The 16,614-nt window shown below is 66.1% G+C and carries 19 protein-coding genes and 2 pseudogenes; 7 read left to right on the top strand and 14 right to left on the bottom strand.

Annotated elements, in window-relative coordinates; genetic code table 11:
- Window positions 1-68 precede the first annotated feature (68 nt).
- Window positions 69-383, top strand: a pseudogene (locus ACTMTF_RS33870) (FAD-dependent monooxygenase); the annotation flags it as partial.
- Here the strand turns inward: ACTMTF_RS33870 and ACTMTF_RS33875 are convergent.
- Both ACTMTF_RS33875 and ACTMTF_RS33880 read right to left on the bottom strand, forming a co-directional pair.
- Complete coding sequence (locus ACTMTF_RS33875; protein WP_441114327.1) at window positions 273-890, bottom strand: SET domain-containing protein; 618 nt, start codon at window positions 888-890, stop codon at window positions 273-275. The pseudogene ACTMTF_RS33870 and the gene ACTMTF_RS33875 sit on opposite strands and share 111 nt — an antisense overlap.
- 34 nt (window positions 891-924) lie before the next feature.
- The gene (locus ACTMTF_RS33880; protein WP_441114328.1) at window positions 925-1,635 is read right to left on the bottom strand and encodes a hypothetical protein; all 711 of its coding nucleotides are present in this window, start codon (window positions 1,633-1,635) and stop codon (window positions 925-927) included.
- Window positions 1,636-1,758: 123 nt separating this feature from the next.
- On the opposite strand from ACTMTF_RS33880, the gene ACTMTF_RS33885 reads away from it, so the two are divergent.
- The gene (locus tag ACTMTF_RS33885) at window positions 1,759-2,277 is read left to right on the top strand and encodes a hypothetical protein (RefSeq protein WP_441114329.1); all 519 of its coding nucleotides are present in this window, start codon (window positions 1,759-1,761) and stop codon (window positions 2,275-2,277) included.
- A 32-nt stretch (window positions 2,278-2,309) separates the two neighbouring features.
- On the opposite strand, the gene ACTMTF_RS33890 is transcribed toward ACTMTF_RS33885, so the two are convergent.
- Both ACTMTF_RS33890 and ACTMTF_RS33895 read right to left on the bottom strand, forming a co-directional pair.
- Window positions 2,310-3,461: an epoxide hydrolase family protein gene (locus ACTMTF_RS33890; RefSeq protein WP_441114330.1), complete on the bottom strand. Its 1,152-nt coding sequence runs from the start codon at window positions 3,459-3,461 to the stop codon at window positions 2,310-2,312.
- Between the two features lie 64 nt (window positions 3,462-3,525).
- Window positions 3,526-4,005, bottom strand: a complete 480-nt coding sequence (locus ACTMTF_RS33895) for a MarR family winged helix-turn-helix transcriptional regulator (RefSeq protein ID WP_441114331.1) — start codon at window positions 4,003-4,005, stop codon at window positions 3,526-3,528.
- An 83-nt stretch (window positions 4,006-4,088) separates the two neighbouring features.
- Between ACTMTF_RS33895 and ACTMTF_RS33900 the strand changes: the two genes are divergently transcribed.
- Entirely contained in the window at window positions 4,089-4,964 is an 876-nt protein-coding gene (locus ACTMTF_RS33900; RefSeq protein ID WP_441114332.1) for an alpha/beta fold hydrolase, read from the top strand.
- Between the two features lie 232 nt (window positions 4,965-5,196).
- Here ACTMTF_RS33900 and ACTMTF_RS33905 read toward each other — a convergent pair whose 3' ends face one another.
- Together ACTMTF_RS33905 and ACTMTF_RS33910 are read right to left on the bottom strand one after the other, a co-directional pair.
- Entirely contained in the window at window positions 5,197-5,433 is a 237-nt protein-coding gene (locus tag ACTMTF_RS33905; RefSeq protein ID WP_441114333.1) for a hypothetical protein, read from the bottom strand.
- 62 nt (window positions 5,434-5,495) lie between these two features.
- Entirely contained in the window at window positions 5,496-6,629 is a 1,134-nt protein-coding gene (locus ACTMTF_RS33910; RefSeq protein WP_441114334.1) for a serine hydrolase domain-containing protein, read from the bottom strand.
- Between the two features lie 106 nt (window positions 6,630-6,735).
- Here ACTMTF_RS33910 and ACTMTF_RS33915 point away from each other — a divergent pair, with 106 nt between their 5' ends.
- From ACTMTF_RS33915 to ACTMTF_RS33925, 3 genes are all read left to right on the top strand, one after another.
- A complete protein-coding gene (locus ACTMTF_RS33915; RefSeq protein ID WP_441114335.1) occupies window positions 6,736-7,323 on the top strand; it encodes a PadR family transcriptional regulator in 588 nt (195 codons plus the stop codon).
- A gap of 70 nt (window positions 7,324-7,393) precedes the next feature.
- Entirely contained in the window at window positions 7,394-8,011 is a 618-nt protein-coding gene (locus ACTMTF_RS33920) for a hypothetical protein (RefSeq protein WP_441114336.1), read from the top strand.
- A 76-nt stretch (window positions 8,012-8,087) separates the two neighbouring features.
- Window positions 8,088-8,825 (top strand): cadmium resistance transporter, encoded by a 738-nt coding sequence (locus tag ACTMTF_RS33925; RefSeq protein WP_441114337.1) that lies wholly within the window; start codon window positions 8,088-8,090, stop codon window positions 8,823-8,825.
- Window positions 8,826-9,118: 293 nt separating this feature from the next.
- Here the strand turns inward: ACTMTF_RS33925 and ACTMTF_RS33930 are convergent, their stop codons facing one another.
- From ACTMTF_RS33930 to ACTMTF_RS33965, 8 genes and pseudogenes are all read right to left on the bottom strand, one after another.
- Window positions 9,119-9,490: a hypothetical protein gene (locus ACTMTF_RS33930; protein WP_441114338.1), complete on the bottom strand. Its 372-nt coding sequence runs from the start codon at window positions 9,488-9,490 to the stop codon at window positions 9,119-9,121.
- A 250-nt stretch (window positions 9,491-9,740) separates the two neighbouring features.
- A pseudogene (locus ACTMTF_RS33935) lies at window positions 9,741-9,912 on the bottom strand (transposase); the annotation flags it as partial.
- Between the two features lie 300 nt (window positions 9,913-10,212).
- Window positions 10,213-10,770, bottom strand: coding sequence for a DUF6461 domain-containing protein (locus ACTMTF_RS33940; RefSeq protein ID WP_441114339.1), 558 nt, complete (start codon window positions 10,768-10,770; stop codon window positions 10,213-10,215).
- A 464-nt stretch (window positions 10,771-11,234) separates the two neighbouring features.
- Window positions 11,235-12,392: a DUF4041 domain-containing protein gene (locus tag ACTMTF_RS33945; protein WP_441114340.1), complete on the bottom strand. Its 1,158-nt coding sequence runs from the start codon at window positions 12,390-12,392 to the stop codon at window positions 11,235-11,237.
- An 815-nt stretch (window positions 12,393-13,207) separates the two neighbouring features.
- Window positions 13,208-13,804 (bottom strand): hypothetical protein, encoded by a 597-nt coding sequence (locus tag ACTMTF_RS33950; protein WP_441114341.1) that lies wholly within the window; start codon window positions 13,802-13,804, stop codon window positions 13,208-13,210.
- 409 nt (window positions 13,805-14,213) lie between these two features.
- A complete protein-coding gene (locus ACTMTF_RS33955; protein WP_441114342.1) occupies window positions 14,214-14,801 on the bottom strand; it encodes a hypothetical protein in 588 nt (195 codons plus the stop codon).
- 229 nt (window positions 14,802-15,030) lie between these two features.
- Complete coding sequence (locus ACTMTF_RS33960) at window positions 15,031-15,855, bottom strand: inositol monophosphatase family protein (protein ID WP_441114343.1); 825 nt, start codon at window positions 15,853-15,855, stop codon at window positions 15,031-15,033.
- A complete protein-coding gene (locus tag ACTMTF_RS33965) occupies window positions 15,852-16,106 on the bottom strand; it encodes a DUF5919 domain-containing protein (RefSeq protein ID WP_441114344.1) in 255 nt (84 codons plus the stop codon). Before ACTMTF_RS33965 ends, ACTMTF_RS33960 begins: the two co-directional genes overlap by 4 nt.
- A 133-nt stretch (window positions 16,107-16,239) precedes the next feature.
- On the opposite strand from ACTMTF_RS33965, the gene ACTMTF_RS33970 reads away from it, so the two are divergent.
- Entirely contained in the window at window positions 16,240-16,500 is a 261-nt protein-coding gene (locus ACTMTF_RS33970; protein ID WP_441114345.1) for a CopG family transcriptional regulator, read from the top strand.
- The last annotated feature ends 114 nt before the right edge of the window (window positions 16,501-16,614 follow it).

Below are 16,614 nucleotides of genomic sequence, written 5' to 3' on the forward strand. Positions count from 1 at the left end.
GACCTTGATGTCGGTGAGGCCGGTGCCCGTCGGAAGATCGCCGATGGCGCCGGCCTCGGCACGCGTTCGGCAGGATCGCACTGCTCGGCGACGCCGCGCACGCCATGCCGCCTGACCTGGGCCAGGGCGCCAGCCAGGCCTTCGAGGACGCGGCCGCGCTGACCCGCCACCTGACCGGCGCCGAGGGGGCGGACGTCGCCCAGCGACTCCTGCGCTACGACGCCGACCGCAGGCCCAGCGCCAACCGCATCATGCGGGCGGCGTCCCGGCAGTCACGGCTGACCTCCAGGACCGGCATCGCCGCCTGGGCGCGGGACCTGTTGCTGCGCGCTGTGCCGTCCCGCCTGGCCACCCGGCAACTCGCCGCCCTCTGGCACGCCTGAAGGTCCCGCCGGCCGCTTGATGCGCTGGAGCAGAGGCAGGCTCCAGTGGTCGCCGTACGCCGCCTGGAGGTGAGGCAGTCGCCAGTCCTCACCGGTCACGGTGCGGCGGCAGAGGGGGCTGCCGCAACGGCAGGCCATCGACCAGGCTCCGACACCGGTGTGGGTGGCGTAGTCGATGGTCAGCTCCTGGCCCGGGCTGATGTCGTACCGGGCCACCACGGTCGTCGCGTCGTGGTGCCAGAGGTCGGGGTCGCAGGAGTGGTTGCCGTACCGCACTGGATGGGCCGGGTCGAGAAGGAGGTGCAGTCCTTCCTCGACGGTCAGGCTGCTGTACGGCTGCGGGAGCCCGGCCAGGGTCTCATCGGTGATGACCTGTCCGCCCAGCCGCATGACGACCTCGTCCTGGTGGATCCGTTCGACGGCGAACAGGCCGGTGCCGTGGATCGGAGAGAACCGGGGCTGGGCGCTCGGTGTGAGCCAGCAGTCCGTCGCGTAGGTCTCGCTCATGGTGCGACTTTCCTCCATTCCACGCTGCCTTCTTTCACCAGCTCAGGACCTGCGGTCGGCCGGTCGGGGCCGGCGGCCGTCCGCGCAGGACTTGTGTGCCCAGCGGGACCAGGGCCACGCAGAGCAGGACCGTGACCAGCACATCGGGAACCGAGGCGGCCTTCAGGACGCCCATCCAGGTGCCTCCCGCCAGCAGCAGCATCACGGCGCGGGCGGTGCCGAGGACGCCCGAACGCCAGGCGGCGATGGCCAGCAGGAGCGAGCCCGCGTACTGGCCGACCGAAGCCCAGACCGGCACCCGCCACGGCCCGTAGGTGATGTCGACGTACTCCTTCATGATGGCGTTCGTCGCCTGGTCCAGCCCGAGGACCTCGGTGAGCTGGAAGGCGGTCTGATCGGCGCCGGCGAAGTACAGGCGGGCGAAGAGCCCGGCCACCAGCAGCGCGGCACCCCAGCAGGCGAGGCCGCCGCCGACCCGCTGGGCCAGGGCGATGAAGGCGGGGAAGAGCAGCACCACCCCCAGCGCGAACACCGCGTACGCGAGGGTGAGCAGGGCGGGTTGTGAGGCGTAGGCGAGGAGCTGGCCGTAAGCGGCGAACGGCTGCGCCTCGGCCCACGCCTGCTGCTGAGAGGTGAGGGTGGTCGTGGAGCTCAGGTGACGCAGCAGGTATCCGGCGCACAGGACGACCGGCCCCAGGACGAGCGTCACGCCGCCGATCCACCGTCCGGGAAATGATGTTTCCATGGGGGCGAGCCTGCCGCGGATGAGGCAGGCGATTCATCCGCCGATCGTCAACTCATACCCTTGTCGAAAGTCAGATGACGGTGGGTACGATCTTGTCGCCGACGGCGCCTATGCTTCCGGCCCATGAGCATGGATGAGACCTCCGTAGTGCATGTCGAACAATTGGAGGTGGATTACGGCCAGACCTATCTCGTGGACGACGAGTGCAGCTCTGCCGGCGAGTTCAATGGCGTGCCGAGCGACCCTGCCGGGATCGTCCGAGTGGAAAAAGGCAAGGCCCTCCTGTTCGTAGGTCTTCAGTACGGGACGGTGGGGTTCACGGTGGCTGTGGCCGATCGGGATCCAGGCGCTGACCTCGAAGGCTACGAAGACATCGTCGAGATCGGCTTCGACTCGCCGTCGGGCCGGGTCTCGCTGGAGGAATGGGGAGGAGCGAGGGCGCATACTCTTCCTCCGCTCTCCGCCGGCCCCGGAACATATCGTTTGCGGTACCACGCCAGAGGAATGGATGAGGAGAGCTACGAAACGGTGACCGAGCATTATCTTCTGCAGATCTGGCCTGCGCCCCCAGATCATCCCGCCGTACTCAAATCCACGAGTTCATCCCTCCAGCGCTGGCTGGACTTTGAACGCTCTCATTGAGCCGGCTCGCGAAAGAGCCGGAGCGATCCGGATCAGGAGCGCACGGCCGGCAGGCCGGCGAGAAACTGGGCGATGTCCTCACCCAGCAGGTCCGGAGCCTCCATGGCGGCGAAATGGCCGCCGCGGGGCATGTCGGTCCAGCGCACGAGGTTCGCGACCTGATCCAGCCGCTCTCGCGGCTGGATCGGCAACTCGTGCGGGAACGCGGAGAAACCGACCGGAACCTCGATGCGACGTCGGGGGGAGAGCACCAGCGGGTCCGCCGCGCTCTCCTTGTACATCCGCATCGACGAGGTGATGGTCTCACTGAACCAGTACACGCTGAGATTGGTCAGGATCTCGTCGAGCCCCACGGGGACCGCGCCGCCCGTCGCGCTACGGTCCGTCCAAGCATGGAACTTCTCGACCATCCACGCGGCCATGCCCACCGGCGAATCGGCGAGCGCGTAGCCGAGGGTCTGCGGACGTGTCGCGTGCACGTGCAGATAGCCGCCTTCCTCGCGCGACCAGGCCTGCCGGCGGGCGTCATAGCGGGCCCCGGGCCCGTCCGGGGCCTCGTCAGCGCCGTCCTCGAACAGGAACGACGCGAAGTTGAGGTGGACCCCGACGACCGCGCCGGGCTCACGAAGTCCCATGCGCATGGCGATGCCGGCACCGATGTCCCCGCCCTGGACGGCGTACCGCGAATAGCCGAGCCCGCTCATCAGGGTGTGGAACAACCGAGCGGCCACCTCGGGCGACGTGCCCGGGGCGGTCGGACGGGAGGAGTACCCGAACCCCGGCAGCGAGGGGATCACCAGGTCGAGCACGAGCCCCCGCGACGCCGCGGCGGCCGTGAGAGACGGGACGACGGAGAGCAGCTCGACGAACGAGCCCGGCCATCCGTGGAGCAGCAGCAGCGGCACCCGCGCGGCCACGGCGCCTTCCGATGCGCCCACGATGTGGAGGAAATGAAGCTGCTGACCCTCGACGTCCGCCATGAACTGCGGAACCTCGTTGAGCTCGTCCGCCTTGCGGCGCCAGTCGAAACGAGCCCACGCGTCGACGACGTGCCGGAGGTAGGACTGGTCGACGCCCCAACCCCAGACCGGGTCGTTGATCTCATCCGGCCAGCGGACCCGGCCCAGCCGGGCACGCAGGTCGTCGACCGCCGCGTCATCCACGGGGATACGCCAGGGCTTCATGGAAATGGCCACCTTCTCCTCAGTATTTGCCGGCCTCGGTCGTACCCCTCGCCATCACCAAGCTCTATACGGACTCGCCGAGATCTCGGATGATCCAGCCGGGGTTGTCGAAGCGCACCGGCTGCGCCCCCACCAGCGTGGCCAGGTGCGTCTCGACGGTCTTGAGCTCGGCGGCGCCGATCTGCCGCTCCCACTGATCGCGCAGCTCGTCGAAGATCGCTTCACCTTGCCGCATGACGTCGTAGCCGAGTGCGGTGACCTGAAGGCGTTTGCGGCGGGCGTCGAGGGGGTCGGTGTCGCGTGCGACGTATCCGCGCTCCTGCAGCACCGCGATGGTCCGCGCCGCTGACTGCTTGGAGATCGACAGACGGCGACCCAGCTCTGAGGCGCTGTCGGCTCCTGCCGCGATGGCCCGCATGGCGAAATCATGAACGGGACGTACGTCCTCGTAGCCGCGCCGGGCCAACTCGGCAGTCGCCGCGTCGACGAGTGTGCGGAAGCCTCCGAGGAGCAGCAGCGCCAGATCGGCACCAGAGCGGGACATGGGCAACACGCTACAGCAGCTGGACAAACGACAGCCTAGGTGTCTATCGTTCGACACCTTGGCTGTCGAATTCGAGGAGAGACATGACCGCCACCGTGCCGGAAGTCACCCACCACCGCGCCAAGGTCAACGGAACCACCCTGCACTACGTCGCCGCGGGGACCGGCGGATCGCCGATCCTGCTGGTCCACGGGTTCCCCGAGACCTGGTGGACCTTCCACAAGCTCATCCCGCTGCTCGCGGCCGACCACCGCGTCTTCGCCGTAGACCTGCGCGGCTTCGGCGACTCCGCCAACGAGCCGGGCGCGTACGACAGCACGACCTCGGCCGAAGACCTGCACCAGCTGATCGCACGACTCGACGTCGGCCCCGTCCACCTCACCGGGCAGGACATCAGCGGCGCGACGGTCTTCCGCCTGGCCACCACCCATCCGGACGATGTGCTCAGCTTCACCGCGATCGAGATGGGCCTGCCCGGGTTCGGCCTCGAAACGCTGGCCGACGTCACCCGCGGCGGCGCCTGGCACATCGGCGTCCTCGCCGCGCCCGGCATCCCCGAGATGCTGCTCGCCGGCCGCGAACGCGAGTTCCTCGGCCGATTCGCCTTCCCCGCCATGAGCGCCACCCCGGGCGCGATCACCGACGCCGACATCGACGAGTTCGTCCGCACCTACGCACGCCCCTATGGCTGGCGCGGCGCGATCGGCCTCTACCAGTCGATGCTGAAGGAAGGCCATGAGATCAGGACCCTCGCGGAGACGCCTGGGCTGAGGGTGCCCGTGCTCGCGGTCGGCGCGGGCGGCGGCCCGTTCACCGCCGGCACCATGTCCCAGGCCGCCACGTCGACCGAGGTCAGGTCCGTGTCACTCGACGGCGTCGGCCACTACGCCGCGATGGAGGCCCCCGAAGAACTGGCCAAGGCCATCCGCGACTTCACCGCGGCCGTCGACCCCGCCTGACGCACGAGCTGCGCAACGCCGATCGAACCAGCGGGGAAGCCCTCCTCCGGTCGGCACATAAGCACGATTCATCTGAAATCAGTGGCGACCAGGCGATTCAGCGCCAGTCCGGCGGCTTCCGCCTCAACGACCAGACGTTCGGCGGCCCAGGAGAACGGCACCCCTGAACCTCGTAGACCAGGCGCCGAAGAACGGGGCCTCGTCCTGCGGCTCACGTTCCCTTTCTGGCAGTTCATTGCCACGGATGATCTTTATAGCGGAGGGCGTCTATCAAAGTCCGGCTGTAGCCGCTCGCCTCGATGACCTCTTCAATGGTCGCGATGCGGGCGTGGTGAGGGAGGAGTTGCTGGACAAGGTCGGCGATCTCCTTGCGGACGTCGCGAAGCTCCAGCGTCATCCGGCGTTCGATCTCGCCGAGCCTGCGGAGCTCCGCATGGCGTCCGTCCGCTTGCGCGGGGTTGTCGTCCATCAGGTCAATCTAGGCGAACCGTATGATCGGGCGCTGGACTCGCGCAGGCCCGCCTTTCGCCCTCAGGTTCGCCAGACGCCCAGGCAACGCGCCATGAATCGGAAGGGGATGGCCTGCCCCTTGGTCTGGTCGACGGTGCCGACCAGGTGCAGGTCGAGCTCCGGACAGTGGAAGAGCCACGTCCCGGTGGCGCCGGAGTGGCCGACGAGCGTGACAGGGCGGCGGCCCGGTGACATGAGCCGACCGACCTTGAAGAACATCGTGCCCAGCCCGTACCGGAGGATGGGGATGTTGCGCAGCCGGTTGCGCCGCTCGGTGAGCAACTTCAGTGAGCGAGGGTCGCCGAAGAGCCGACCGTCAAGGAGCGCTCGCTGAAAGGTGAGGAGATCGCCGGTGGTGCTGAACAGGTCGTTGCAGGACTCGATCATCGAGGTCAGCTCCACGCGCCGCTGTTTCGCGTAGAGCGGTGAGGGCGGCGGGGTCGCCGGATCTGGCGGGCGATGCCCCGGAAGCCAGGTGTGCGTCAGGCCGAGCGGGCCGAGGACCCGTTCGGTCAGCAGATCGGCGAACGACCGGTCGGTCACCGTCTCCACGATGCGGATGAGCAACTGGAAGCCGGTGTCGGAGTAGCGGGCCTTCTGCCGGGCGGCGGCGAGGTCCTGCGGCTCGAAATGAGGGCGCTGCTGCTCGCGCGTAGTCCGTATCGTGTCCTCGAAGGTCCAGGCCCGGTCCTGACCGGCGGCGAGGTGCTCATACAAGCTGGGGCCGTCACGACGCTTCTCGAAGTGGTCGGGCAATCCAGACGTGTGACTCGCGAGGTGGCGCACCGTGATCGCGGACGTCCGGTCGACTCCCCCCAGGACATGGAGTCCGGCGCTCACCTCCGCCGGCAGGTAGCTGCTGATCGGCGCGGCCAGGTCGAGCTCGCCGCGCTCGTACGCCTGCAGCACCAGGGTGATGATGAAACGTTTGGTGACGCTCGCGATGAAGAACGGCGTATCGGGGCGCAGCGGATGATCGGCGGGGCCGGCGGCGGCGGACCAGCGCTGCTTTCCGTCTCCGCTGGTGACGGCGAGGTTGGCGTGATGTACGCCGCGTTGCGCGACCAGTCTCGCCAGCAGGCCCGTCAGCCGCGCGTCAACGTCGTCGGGCACGTGATTGTCATGTGCGGAGGTCGTGGTGAGCGGCGATGTCACGTGGCTGTCCCTTGTCTCCGTCCCCTCAACAGGCCCCGTCGACCTCTGATGGGTCAACATATCTACTAGACATATCCATGAGAGTCAACGGCCTTAGACTTGGGCGATGGCCCATGTGATCCTCGGTCTGCTCCTGATCACCCCGCGCACCTTCTACGACCTCATCAAAGTGTTCGAGGCCGGCGTCGCGCTCTTCTACAGCGCCAGCCCCGGCAGCATCAAACGCGCGCTGGACACCCTGCTCACGCGGGGGTTCATCGAGGTCGCCAGCGTCGAGGCCGGCGGTCGGGGGCGAAAGGTGTACCGCCTGACCGATGCCGGTCGTCAGGATTTCCGCGCGTGGATGACAGGGGAATTGGCTGGGCCGGATCTGGAGACCGCCGCGCTGTCCAGGCTCTACTTCCTCGGTCTGCTGGAACCGGCCGAACGCGTACCGGTGCTCCGCCGCATCACGGCGCGCATCGAGTCCGGCCTCGCGACGCTCACGGCCCTCGACACGCACCTCGATACCGTGGACGTCCCTGAAGAGCACCGCGACCTCGCCACTCATCAGCGCGCGACGCTCGATTACGGCCTCGCCGCACACCGCTTCATGCTCGACTGGTTCCGCGATCACATCGACCGGCACGAGACACCGAATCCAGCGGGGAACGCGGGTCACGGCTCCGGCGGACAAGTCCGTGCGCGACCGTGATCGACCCCTCGTCACCTCGGCCGATGCAGATTTCATGACCCGGCAGCCAGTGGCCTGACCTTGGAGGTCCATGATGGTTACGCTGATCGTCATGGGCATGGGTGAGGCATCTCTACGACTGCATGACGTAACGTCCGCCTTGGACACGACTCTCACCGCTCTGAGGGCTGCGGGGGCCGACCCGATGTACCGCATGGGTGGCACGGGTGCGGCCCTGCTGCAAGGCGTTCACCTTCCTGTCGGAGATGTCGACCTCTTGGTGGCTCGGCGGGAGGACGTGGACACGGTCGCTGCCGCTCTCTCGTCCTTTCCCTGTCTGTATGCGGCGTCTTGGCTCCCCGAGAGTTCGCAGTATTTCGCCAGGTACGAGGTGAACGGGGTGCACGTAGAGATCAGCACGGTTGAGCAGGAGACCGACTTCGATGAGATGGAGTGCATCGGCCGGGGCCCGTGGCAGCACTACGTCCTGATCCCGTGTGGCGCGCATCGCGTTCCGGTGGTGCGCCTGGAACTGCGGTTGGCCACAGAACTCCTGCGCGATCGATCAGACCGCTACGAACCTCTCCTCGACCACATGGCGGCGCAGGGGTGCGACGCCGATCTTCTGCACAGGGCCATGACTGCTCGCGGTCTTTCGGCGGAACGCCGGCGCATGGTCTACGACCGCCTCGCCCGTTCTCCCGCATGATCAGAGGCCCTGGCAGGCGCCACAGGACTGTGCGCGCACCGCCTTCCCATAGAGAGGCGGGATAGGTTCTGTGCCTGTGGACGGGATTCTCGGCATTCTCGGTACGGCCGCCGCCATGTTCGTCGGCACGAACATCGACGACCTCATCGTGCTGACCGTGCTGTTCCTGTCCTCCCGGGCCGGTGGGCCACCCAAGGCCTGGCAGATCTGGGCGGGCCAGTACACCGGCATCGCCGTACTCGTCGTCGTATCGGTGATCGCCGCACTCGGCCTGACCCTGATCCCCGACGACTACGTCGGGCTGCTCGGCCTGCTCCCCATCGCCCTGGGCGTCCGGGGCCTCATCGCCGCGACCCGAGCCCACGGCTCCGCTGACGACGCCTCCCCAGCGGTGGCCACCGGCCTGATCTCGGTCGCCGGAATCACGATCGCCAACGGCGCCGACAACATCTCGGTCTACACCCCGGTGTTCCGCACCATCGGCACCGCCTCCGCACTCCTCACCATCGGCGTCTTCGCCGTCGGCGTCGCCCTGTGGTGCCTGGCCGGATCCTGGCTCGGCTCCCACAAGAAGATCATCGAAATCGTCGAACGCCACGGCCAGTGGCTCGTCCCGGCCGTCTTCATCATCATCGGCGCCCTCATCGTCGCCGAATCCGGACTCCTCGGCGCGGCCTCATCCGAGGCTGCGATCTCGACCTCGGCGCCACCCTTGTCCGTCGCGGTGCTTCACCTCGACCAGCAGGACCACGACGCACTCGCCCGCCTCGTCCAGCCCGAGATCTTCGCCGGGACCCAGGTTCTCAGGCATTGACGCGCTTTCGGACCTGACGAGCTTGCCACGCCCAGCTTCTGCCCGGTTCTCATCCGGGCATCCCGCGATGATGTCGTCCACAGAAAGTCCGCTGAGTCGCTCCTCCAGCCACTGCAGGCGCGCCTTCTTGGTGCCGCTCTCCCGCCGGACTGCTCTATGAGTGCCCAGAAGGCACCCTCGTCCATGGGCAGCTCATGGCACGAGCGACTGACTCCGCCCAGAGAGCCGGCGCACCACCGCGTCAACCGGTCGGCCCCGGAGTGGACCTGTCCCCCTTGTCCTCGATGTCATGCTCACCGCTCCGGCCCCATCACAGTCCTCGGCTCCTCGTGGTTCTTGCCAGGGGAGAAGCACAGGCCGGCTCGGAGATCCGCCAGCTCCCGGCGAAGCGCATCGCGTTCGGTGAGCAGCTCTTCCAGATCGTCCAGGGTGAAGAGCGTCTTGGACGGACCGTTCATGGTCCAGCCTCTCAGTCCGGGTTCCCAGAAGATCTCGACCTCGTCGCCTTCCCAAGGATCCCCACCGGGTGTCACGTCCTGGGCGGTGGTCACGATGAGCTCCTCCACCCGCAGCGACCAGTTGTCACCGTCGTGAACGTCAATCACGACAGGGGTGTCATCGGGAAGGCCGGTGAGGTAGTCGAGAAGCTGCCGTGCAGTGAGCATGATCGTAGGGTTTCTGGGATGTGCGCACTGCGCAAGCCCTCGCCCCGACTGGCCATCCCGATGATCCTTTGCCTGCCAGGAAGCCAACTCATGACCGTTTGGGACCTCGGCGCGTGGCATGAGTACGGTGAATCCCTCGGGCGACATAGCGCTTGAGACACCGGATGATCTCTGCCTTCGACAAGCCGTCCGCGATGCGGCGCTGAACGTAGTTGCGGGTGGGTGCGGTTCTCCTCATTACGATGCGCTACAGCCCGGCGTTGGCCTGCCGGTCACCGCCGTGAATGAGCCGGTGCCGGCTGGTCCGGCCCGAAGAAGCCGGTGGGCCGCTCCGCAGAGCATGGCGAACGCGGCCTCGCGCACCGATCGACGTTTTCTCCGGCAGTGACCAGCAGTTGCCCGGCCACATCATGGCCCACGCCGTCTGCCGCCGACCCGTCCAAGGGGGAAAACGGACCAGGGCCACGAGGACAAGGCGGAGCCCTCACCGGACAAACGGTCTCGGCCCCGTGGCCCAGGCCCGCTCGGCTTGCCCCGCGGTGAGGCAGGCGGGGTGATCAGACTTCCACCTCAGCCGCCTACGGACCTCAGAGCCGCGCGGCGATCATCCCGAAGCCGGTGCAGTGGGTTCCCTGGTCAGCGACAGTCTTGGGATGCTCGCGAGTGACCGTGATTGACCCCTCATCGCCGAGGTCAATGGCACGGTGATCAAAGCTCTGACCCTACCAGGAAGGATAGAGATGGTCAGTTGAGCCGACGAGTGTGGGCCTGGCGTACTGGCTGCGGGAAAGGCGTACACCGGTGGCACGTGAAGCCAAGGCGAGAGCGCTGGAGATGGGATCACCGGCATATCCGTCGTCATCCCGGTACAGCCCAAGTTCGCGCACGTCGGCGAGAAGTCGGTCAGGCTGATCACCCTCACACAACCGGTAGCTGTACAGGCTGAACGTGGTGACCATCTGCTCGTTGGCCTCATAGGTGAAATCCGCACCCTTGAGGTCAGCAAAAACCGTGGCCACTGCTGTGCCTAAGGACAACGGCTCCGCCACGTTGGCGACGTACTTGGTCGCCCATCCGCTCTCGGCCAGGGCGGTCCCGCCCTCAGCCGAATAGGCTGCGACAGCGTACTCTCCGGAGGCGCCCGGAGTAACCTTGATCCGCCGCAGCGCATCGGCAGGGGACAACCCTCGTACGAAGTTGACGCACAGAGTCGTGGTGCCGACGCCATCCGTCCATGCATCGCGAAGCCAAACGTAATCCGCGGCCGATGTACTGTCCATCGCATTCCCCCGCACTACTCGATAGCTGCGGGAATCCTTGCAGCAGGCTCCGACAGCCACGGCGGCACTTCAGTTTCTACCTGGACCTCCGCGCAGAGGAAACGGCTTGTCCCCGGGCGATGGTGGCGGGATGACCAGCTTCCACCTCAGGCGCCTACGGTCCCAGTAGCAGGCGGCAACTGCGGATCACGAAGAGTTCCAGATCTCCGGTCGGAAAGTAGAGGCGCCCAACCGGATCGCGGCCTACCAGCTCCTCGAATCCCAGAGCTCCGGTCGTGCTGCCGCAATCCATCATTGAGCACAACAACGCGCCGACCGAGATCATCCACCTGGCTGCGCGTTGAGGTGGCACTGAGTACAGCGCTCGTCGACCTGTGACGCTACAAACAAACGATGGGTCGTGGTGGCCCTGGTGACCGGCATGAACTGGAGGACGCGTACCCCATCCGCTGACCCGGATGGAGCTACGTTGGCGAAACGGTTTCCGTCGCCCCGACGGACTGCCGCCACTCCAGGGCTTCGGCTGTGTCACGGTACTCCAGGAGGTGTTGCCCAGCGATCTTCTGTAGCAGATCGCGCACCTCGGCCGGAGTGGCGTGGAAGAACTCTCGTCGCAGGTTCACCTTGTTGAGCCGACGATCACTCAGTTCTGCGTGCAGTCGTCCCTCGAGTCCCACCGCATCCTCGCTGAAGATCAATGCATGAGTGTCGAACCTGAACGGCACTGATGCGTCACCCAGCTCGCGAACGCGGTCTTCCGGCTCCAGGCGCCGTGTCATACCGATCTTCACGACGTTCTCGCCGAAAGCGCCGAGATTGGAGATGACGTACACGTATCCCGCCCTGATATTCGCTTCACGAGTCTCGACGTCGGCGACCGCCGCCCCGATCTCTTCCAGCTTGGCCTTGAGCTCATCCATGCTCGCCGCGGACGCGGTGCCGTTCTTCAGCAGTTTGGCCAGCGCCGACCGGTAGTGCGCCTCCTCCTTGCGGAGGCGCGCCTTCTCACGTTCGAACTCGCGGCGTGCGGCCTCCTCCTCACGCTGCTGCTCGCGCTGCGCGCGGATGAGCTCCTTCTCCTCCTCCTGCTTGGCCAGGTAATCGGCAGCCAGCTCCAGTTCGTGGATACGCGTGCGGTGATAGTCGGGGTGGACATGGATGTGCATGGTCCGCCCCAGCTTGACGATCGTCTCCACGACCTTCTCCAGGCGATCGATTGACGACTGGAGCTTGTACGGGCGCATCGTTCGTACGCAGTTGTCCGCCTCGGCGTTATACGCGCGCAGCATCAGCTTGGAGAAGTCTCGCACCATTTTGCGTCCCTCAGCCGCCGACCCGTTCACCTGCCAACTGGTGGCGCCGACGACAGCCTGTCCCTCTCTTGTCATCTCCTTGATCCGAGCCTTCACCCGAACGAGTTGGTCCTTGTAAGCCACGGCGTCGCTCAGTGGATGCCGGTACTCGTAGACACCCACCTCTTGGAGTAGAACGGTCTCCTCGGTCTGCACGATTCGGTGCTCAATCTCACGTAGGCGTCGGGTGACATCATCGATGGCGGTTTGCAGTCCCGCGTGCTCAACATGCAGAGCCTCGGTCATCGCCGCGATGCGCATGGCGTCCATCCCACCCAATCGCTCCACCCATTGGCGTAGCTGGGAGTTTTCCTCTTCGAGTCGCTTCTTGCCTCCGAAGAGGCCCCCCTTACGTTCTGGTGGCTGTGGTGCGGCCACTGCTGGTGCAACGGACCTATCTTCCGGAACCCAGAATTCCCAGCCCGGGGGAGCCGGCGGCCACGACGGATCAGGTTGCCATCCCTGCGGCGGCTTCCACCCGCGAGGCGGGGCCGGCCAACCAGGGGGAGAGTTGAACCGGTTCTCGGTCATGAGCGCTCCTCACCTGCACACAACAAGGCGTCCACAGGTGAGATAGCTGTGAGCGCCAAAAGAGTTACATCAAGCAAGCAGCCGGAAGTATACGGGCCAGTCCAGCCGCATACGCTTACGCCCTTGTTTGGCGAGTCTTGATGCCAACTCTCGGCGGGTGCTCCCCGCGATCCGGCAAGACTGGCCCAGGTCTGGACGTTCGATACGAAGCTCATGGAGCTGTCATTCGGACGAGAACGTCAGCGCCCCCGCGGCGTCACCGTTGAGGACCCGTCTGATCTGGCACGCGGCCGAGGGCAGCCCCTGCAAAGACCGAAGCGCAGTCACCAAATCAACCGGTCCACCTCGGCTTTTCGTTATTTGCTTCTTTCCGGTCTTCATCCGGGCGTCCCGCCGCAGTGGCGCATGATCCGCGGGAACCTTCGAGCGAACTCTTCTTCACGGCTGACGAGCCAACGGCGGAAGTGCAGGAAGCCGCCTTCTGAACCCAGGAAGACGTTGCGGGCGGCGAATCACAGGTCCCAGGTGATCTGGGTCGCAGACCAGGTCGGTGGTCACGAGATGCGATTCGCCTTTTCCGCCGTCCTGCGGAGCTTCGCGCCGTCCCACCTGTAGGTCTGGCTCACGATCAGGTCTGGACAACATCTGGGGGCTCGGTCGCTGACCGCTTTGCCGTACAGGTGCACATGCCCGCCCCCGATCGTGACTTTCAGGGACCTGAAGTAGCGGTTCTCCCCAAGTTTTCCGAGCAAGTGCGGGGCCGAGGACGAGGAGGCTTCGTCGTAGACAAAGGCGATCAAGGGATTGCTCGACGTCGAGCTCGGGCACGACGCAACGACGACGGTCTCACGCCTTTCGTCACGGGTAAGGTCGCCGACGGCCGCGACGCGGGCGCGCACGACGTACCTGGCGGCATGCGGACCCGGTTCGGGGCAGTTCAGATCCGCCTCCACTACGGACGCCCAGTCGACCTGGTCCACCCGGTCGGCGGCATGGCTGGCATTCCCCGCGATGGTGGTGGCGCCCTGTGCCGCTGCGCTGTCCACGGTGGCCGCGTTGGCGACACCTCCGCTCAAGACGACCGTCAGGCAGGCGGCCAGGGTGGCGACGCCGGCCCTGGCTTCGTATCGGCGGGCTCTGCGGTGGCTCATGCGCTCGGTAAGTGAAGTCATAGTCAGTCAGACGCGGGTGACCTCGGAAATGTTGTGGGCTGTGGGCTCATGCCGCAAGGCAACTCGCAGCCCGTGATGACGACGAGGACGCCGGAGGGACCGGAGCTCTGGTCCCCCGCCGGATGATCAAAAGCTAACGGCACGGAGAGATCGACGACCCGATGCAAGAGGAAAGCCCAGGCACCGAATCCATCGGTCAACCTGGGCTTTCGTTATGAGAGCGGGCGACGGGAACCGAACCCGCACTGTCAGCTTGAGAGCTGCATCGATCACGGTCCGACAAGGCGCTGAGCTGGGCAGAAAACCGGTCATGAGTGACCGTGATTGACCCCTCGTCACCCCTCTTAGTGGCCCGACGATCAGCCCGTGAGCTCGATGGGCCAACCACTTACCACGAACTGTCGTACAGGTAGCTGTACCAATACCCTTCGAGATGGGTGTAGCGGTCGCCGCCATCGGCATTCTCGTTTGGTTCGCCAGAGGTCAGCCAGACGAAGCCCTTGTCGTCTTGCCGGAACAGGTCCCGGACTACCAGCCGTGCACTGCCGGGGATCTCTTCCCCTGTCAAGAGATCGTCGTACCGCCTTCCGTCGCATACGTAGTACAGGCCAACCCATTGGCAAGGCTCTTTGCGACCAGGATTCTCATCCACCGCTGTGGCGTAGGCTCTCAGGCTCGGTTCGGAGATTGTGTAGCGGATCCAGAACGGCGCATTGGTGATGAGGGCGAGCCCGACGGCAATGGCGATATACCACGGCGCGAGCGCGCTGTTGAGTGAGCCGACTGGCGCCTTTCCCTTGTGGTCGGCCCATGTGATCCGAATCGTCCAGTAGAGGAATAGGAGGAAGCCGATGGGGATCCCAAACTTGAACGTCTCGAACCCGTACCAGGAGGGATAGCTAGCCCATATCAAGAGGAAGGTTGCTGCGGCCGAGAAGACGATCAGAAACGGTAATCCAGGCGGCTTGTTGATCACGGCGTCACATTAGCGGTATCCGAAGACGCCGGATAACCAGAGCACTGGCCTCGTGCGGCGGTGCGGCGCTGGGTCGGCGAGTTCGGTTAGTACGGCGCGGGAGGTGCTACGGCGACACCCCCGCGTGGCGTGCCGCGCGAGACCGGCCCCCAGGCCATACGCGCAGCGCGGCAGCGCTGGCGCGGGGGGAACGGCAGCGCGGCGCGCCGCCGCTTGATACCTACAAGAACTATTCGGCACTGCGGAGGCTATGCTTCGCGATCTTCTGGGCCTCGGCGATGAGCTCGACCAGATCGGCCACGAGCTCCGGGCCGGCAGCGATGGTCGCGAGGGAACTCATGCTGTGCGGGCTGCCGTCGATGTCCACGACTGCGGCCCCGGCCTCGCGGGCGATGAGGACGCCTGCTGCGGTGTCCCATGGGTTGTTGCTGAGCATGATGCACGCGTCCGTCTTGCCGTGAGCCACCCAGGCCAGATCGACGGCGGCTGAGCCGTACATCCGAACCCGTTGAACACGGGCGGCAAGCTCATGAGTGAGCGCGAGACGGGGCCGGTTACGCTCCTGGGCGTCGTTGCCCACGGCGTAGTCACCGATGGACACGATGGCGGCGTCAAGGTCGCGGGTGTCGCCGGCCTGGATCTCCACACCGTCGGCCTGGACGCCGGCTCCTTCGGCTGCGGTGTAACGCGTCCCGAGGAACGGCAGGTCGATCACGCCGACCCTGGGCATGTCCTTGTCCACGAGGCCCAAGGAGACGCCGCAGAGCGGGATGCCGTGCAGGAAGCTGGCGGTGCCGTCCACGGGGTCGAACGCCCACATCAGGCCGTTGCCGGTACGGCTGACGCCTTCCTCCTCGCCCAGGAACCCGATCTCCGGTGTCTCGCGGGACAGGAACTCTCGCACGGCGTGCTCGACGGCGTAGTCCACTTCGGTGGCCATGTCCCGGTCACCCTTGGCGGTGATGACGCCGGGTGCAGTGGTGCGGATGATCTCGCTGGCGATGGTGACAGCGTGGTCGGCGATCGGGAGAAGCGTCCAGGTGTCGAGGGTCATACGGGCCTGCTCCGCTCCCACATGGAGGTGAACACCAGGTCGAAGACGGGAAACAGCCCATCTGCGGCGGTGTTGTCTGCGATCACCAGCGTAGGCGAATCCACTCCGCGTGCCTGCGACAAGTACGGCTGAACCACGCAAAGTCCGCGATCCACGATCAGGATGTTGAACCGGATCGTCCTGTCGTAGACATGCAGCTCAAGGCACTGGGCTGACTCCCTGTCCAAGCAGGCGCGCAACCTGATCAACATGCTGATGTTGAGGAGGCCCGCCGCGCTGATCTCCTTCGCCCGCTCCCGTCAGTGCGCAACCCGCTGACAGCGGCGTTCCTGACGAGCAAGGCGGCCGCAAGGCCGCGGGAGGATGAGAGGTAGGATAAAGAGCATGAGTGAGCCTACCGGCAAATATTCGATCACCATGCCTCGCGACATCGCAGAGGCCGCCCGGTCCCGGAGCGGCCCTTCCGGTCTGTCCGCCTACGTCGCCGCCGCCGTCGCCCGCCAGATCGAGCGCGACAACCTCAACGAACTTATCCAAGTCGCCGAGGCCGAGCACGGCCCCATCACCGACGACGAGGTCCAGGACCTGCGAAACCAACTCCACCAGACCCGGAAGGGACAGCCCGCTGGCGGGGCGGCCGCGTGATTCGTTCTCCCGCTGCCCCCGGTGGAACCCTCGTTCTCGACAGCGAGGGACTGGCAAAGGCCGTCCTACGCGACCGTACAGTCACCACATGGCTCGCTCTCGCCCGTGCCGACG

Origin of the sequence: Nonomuraea sp. ZG12, assembly GCF_052068115.1 — a bacterium.
GTDB lineage: Bacteria > Actinomycetota > Actinomycetes > Streptosporangiales > Streptosporangiaceae > Nonomuraea.

Bases quoted from the DNA above. Each gene is read 5' to 3' on its own strand.
- ACTMTF_RS33875 (WP_441114327.1), bottom strand. From the start codon at position 890: ATGAGCGAGACCTACGCGACGGACTGCTGGCTCACACCGAGCGCCCAG.
- ACTMTF_RS33880 (WP_441114328.1), bottom strand. From the start codon at position 1,635: ATGGAAACATCATTTCCCGGACGGTGGATCGGCGGCGTGACGCTCGTC.
- ACTMTF_RS33885 (WP_441114329.1), top strand. From the start codon at position 1,759: ATGAGCATGGATGAGACCTCCGTAGTGCATGTCGAACAATTGGAGGTG.
- ACTMTF_RS33890 (WP_441114330.1), bottom strand. From the start codon at position 3,461: ATGAAGCCCTGGCGTATCCCCGTGGATGACGCGGCGGTCGACGACCTG.
- ACTMTF_RS33895 (WP_441114331.1), bottom strand. From the start codon at position 4,005: ATGTCCCGCTCTGGTGCCGATCTGGCGCTGCTGCTCCTCGGAGGCTTC.
- ACTMTF_RS33900 (WP_441114332.1), top strand. From the start codon at position 4,089: ATGACCGCCACCGTGCCGGAAGTCACCCACCACCGCGCCAAGGTCAAC.
- ACTMTF_RS33905 (WP_441114333.1), bottom strand. From the start codon at position 5,433: ATGGACGACAACCCCGCGCAAGCGGACGGACGCCATGCGGAGCTCCGC.
- ACTMTF_RS33915 (WP_441114335.1), top strand. From the start codon at position 6,736: ATGGCCCATGTGATCCTCGGTCTGCTCCTGATCACCCCGCGCACCTTC.
- ACTMTF_RS33920 (WP_441114336.1), top strand. From the start codon at position 7,394: ATGATGGTTACGCTGATCGTCATGGGCATGGGTGAGGCATCTCTACGA.
- ACTMTF_RS33930 (WP_441114338.1), bottom strand. From the start codon at position 9,490: ATGCTCACTGCACGGCAGCTTCTCGACTACCTCACCGGCCTTCCCGAT.
- ACTMTF_RS33940 (WP_441114339.1), bottom strand. From the start codon at position 10,770: ATGGACAGTACATCGGCCGCGGATTACGTTTGGCTTCGCGATGCATGG.
- ACTMTF_RS33945 (WP_441114340.1), bottom strand. From the start codon at position 12,392: ATGGACGCCATGCGCATCGCGGCGATGACCGAGGCTCTGCATGTTGAG.
- ACTMTF_RS33950 (WP_441114341.1), bottom strand. From the start codon at position 13,804: ATGAGCCACCGCAGAGCCCGCCGATACGAAGCCAGGGCCGGCGTCGCC.
- ACTMTF_RS33960 (WP_441114343.1), bottom strand. From the start codon at position 15,855: ATGACCCTCGACACCTGGACGCTTCTCCCGATCGCCGACCACGCTGTC.
- ACTMTF_RS33965 (WP_441114344.1), bottom strand. From the start codon at position 16,106: ATGTTGATCAGGTTGCGCGCCTGCTTGGACAGGGAGTCAGCCCAGTGC.
- ACTMTF_RS33970 (WP_441114345.1), top strand. From the start codon at position 16,240: ATGAGTGAGCCTACCGGCAAATATTCGATCACCATGCCTCGCGACATC.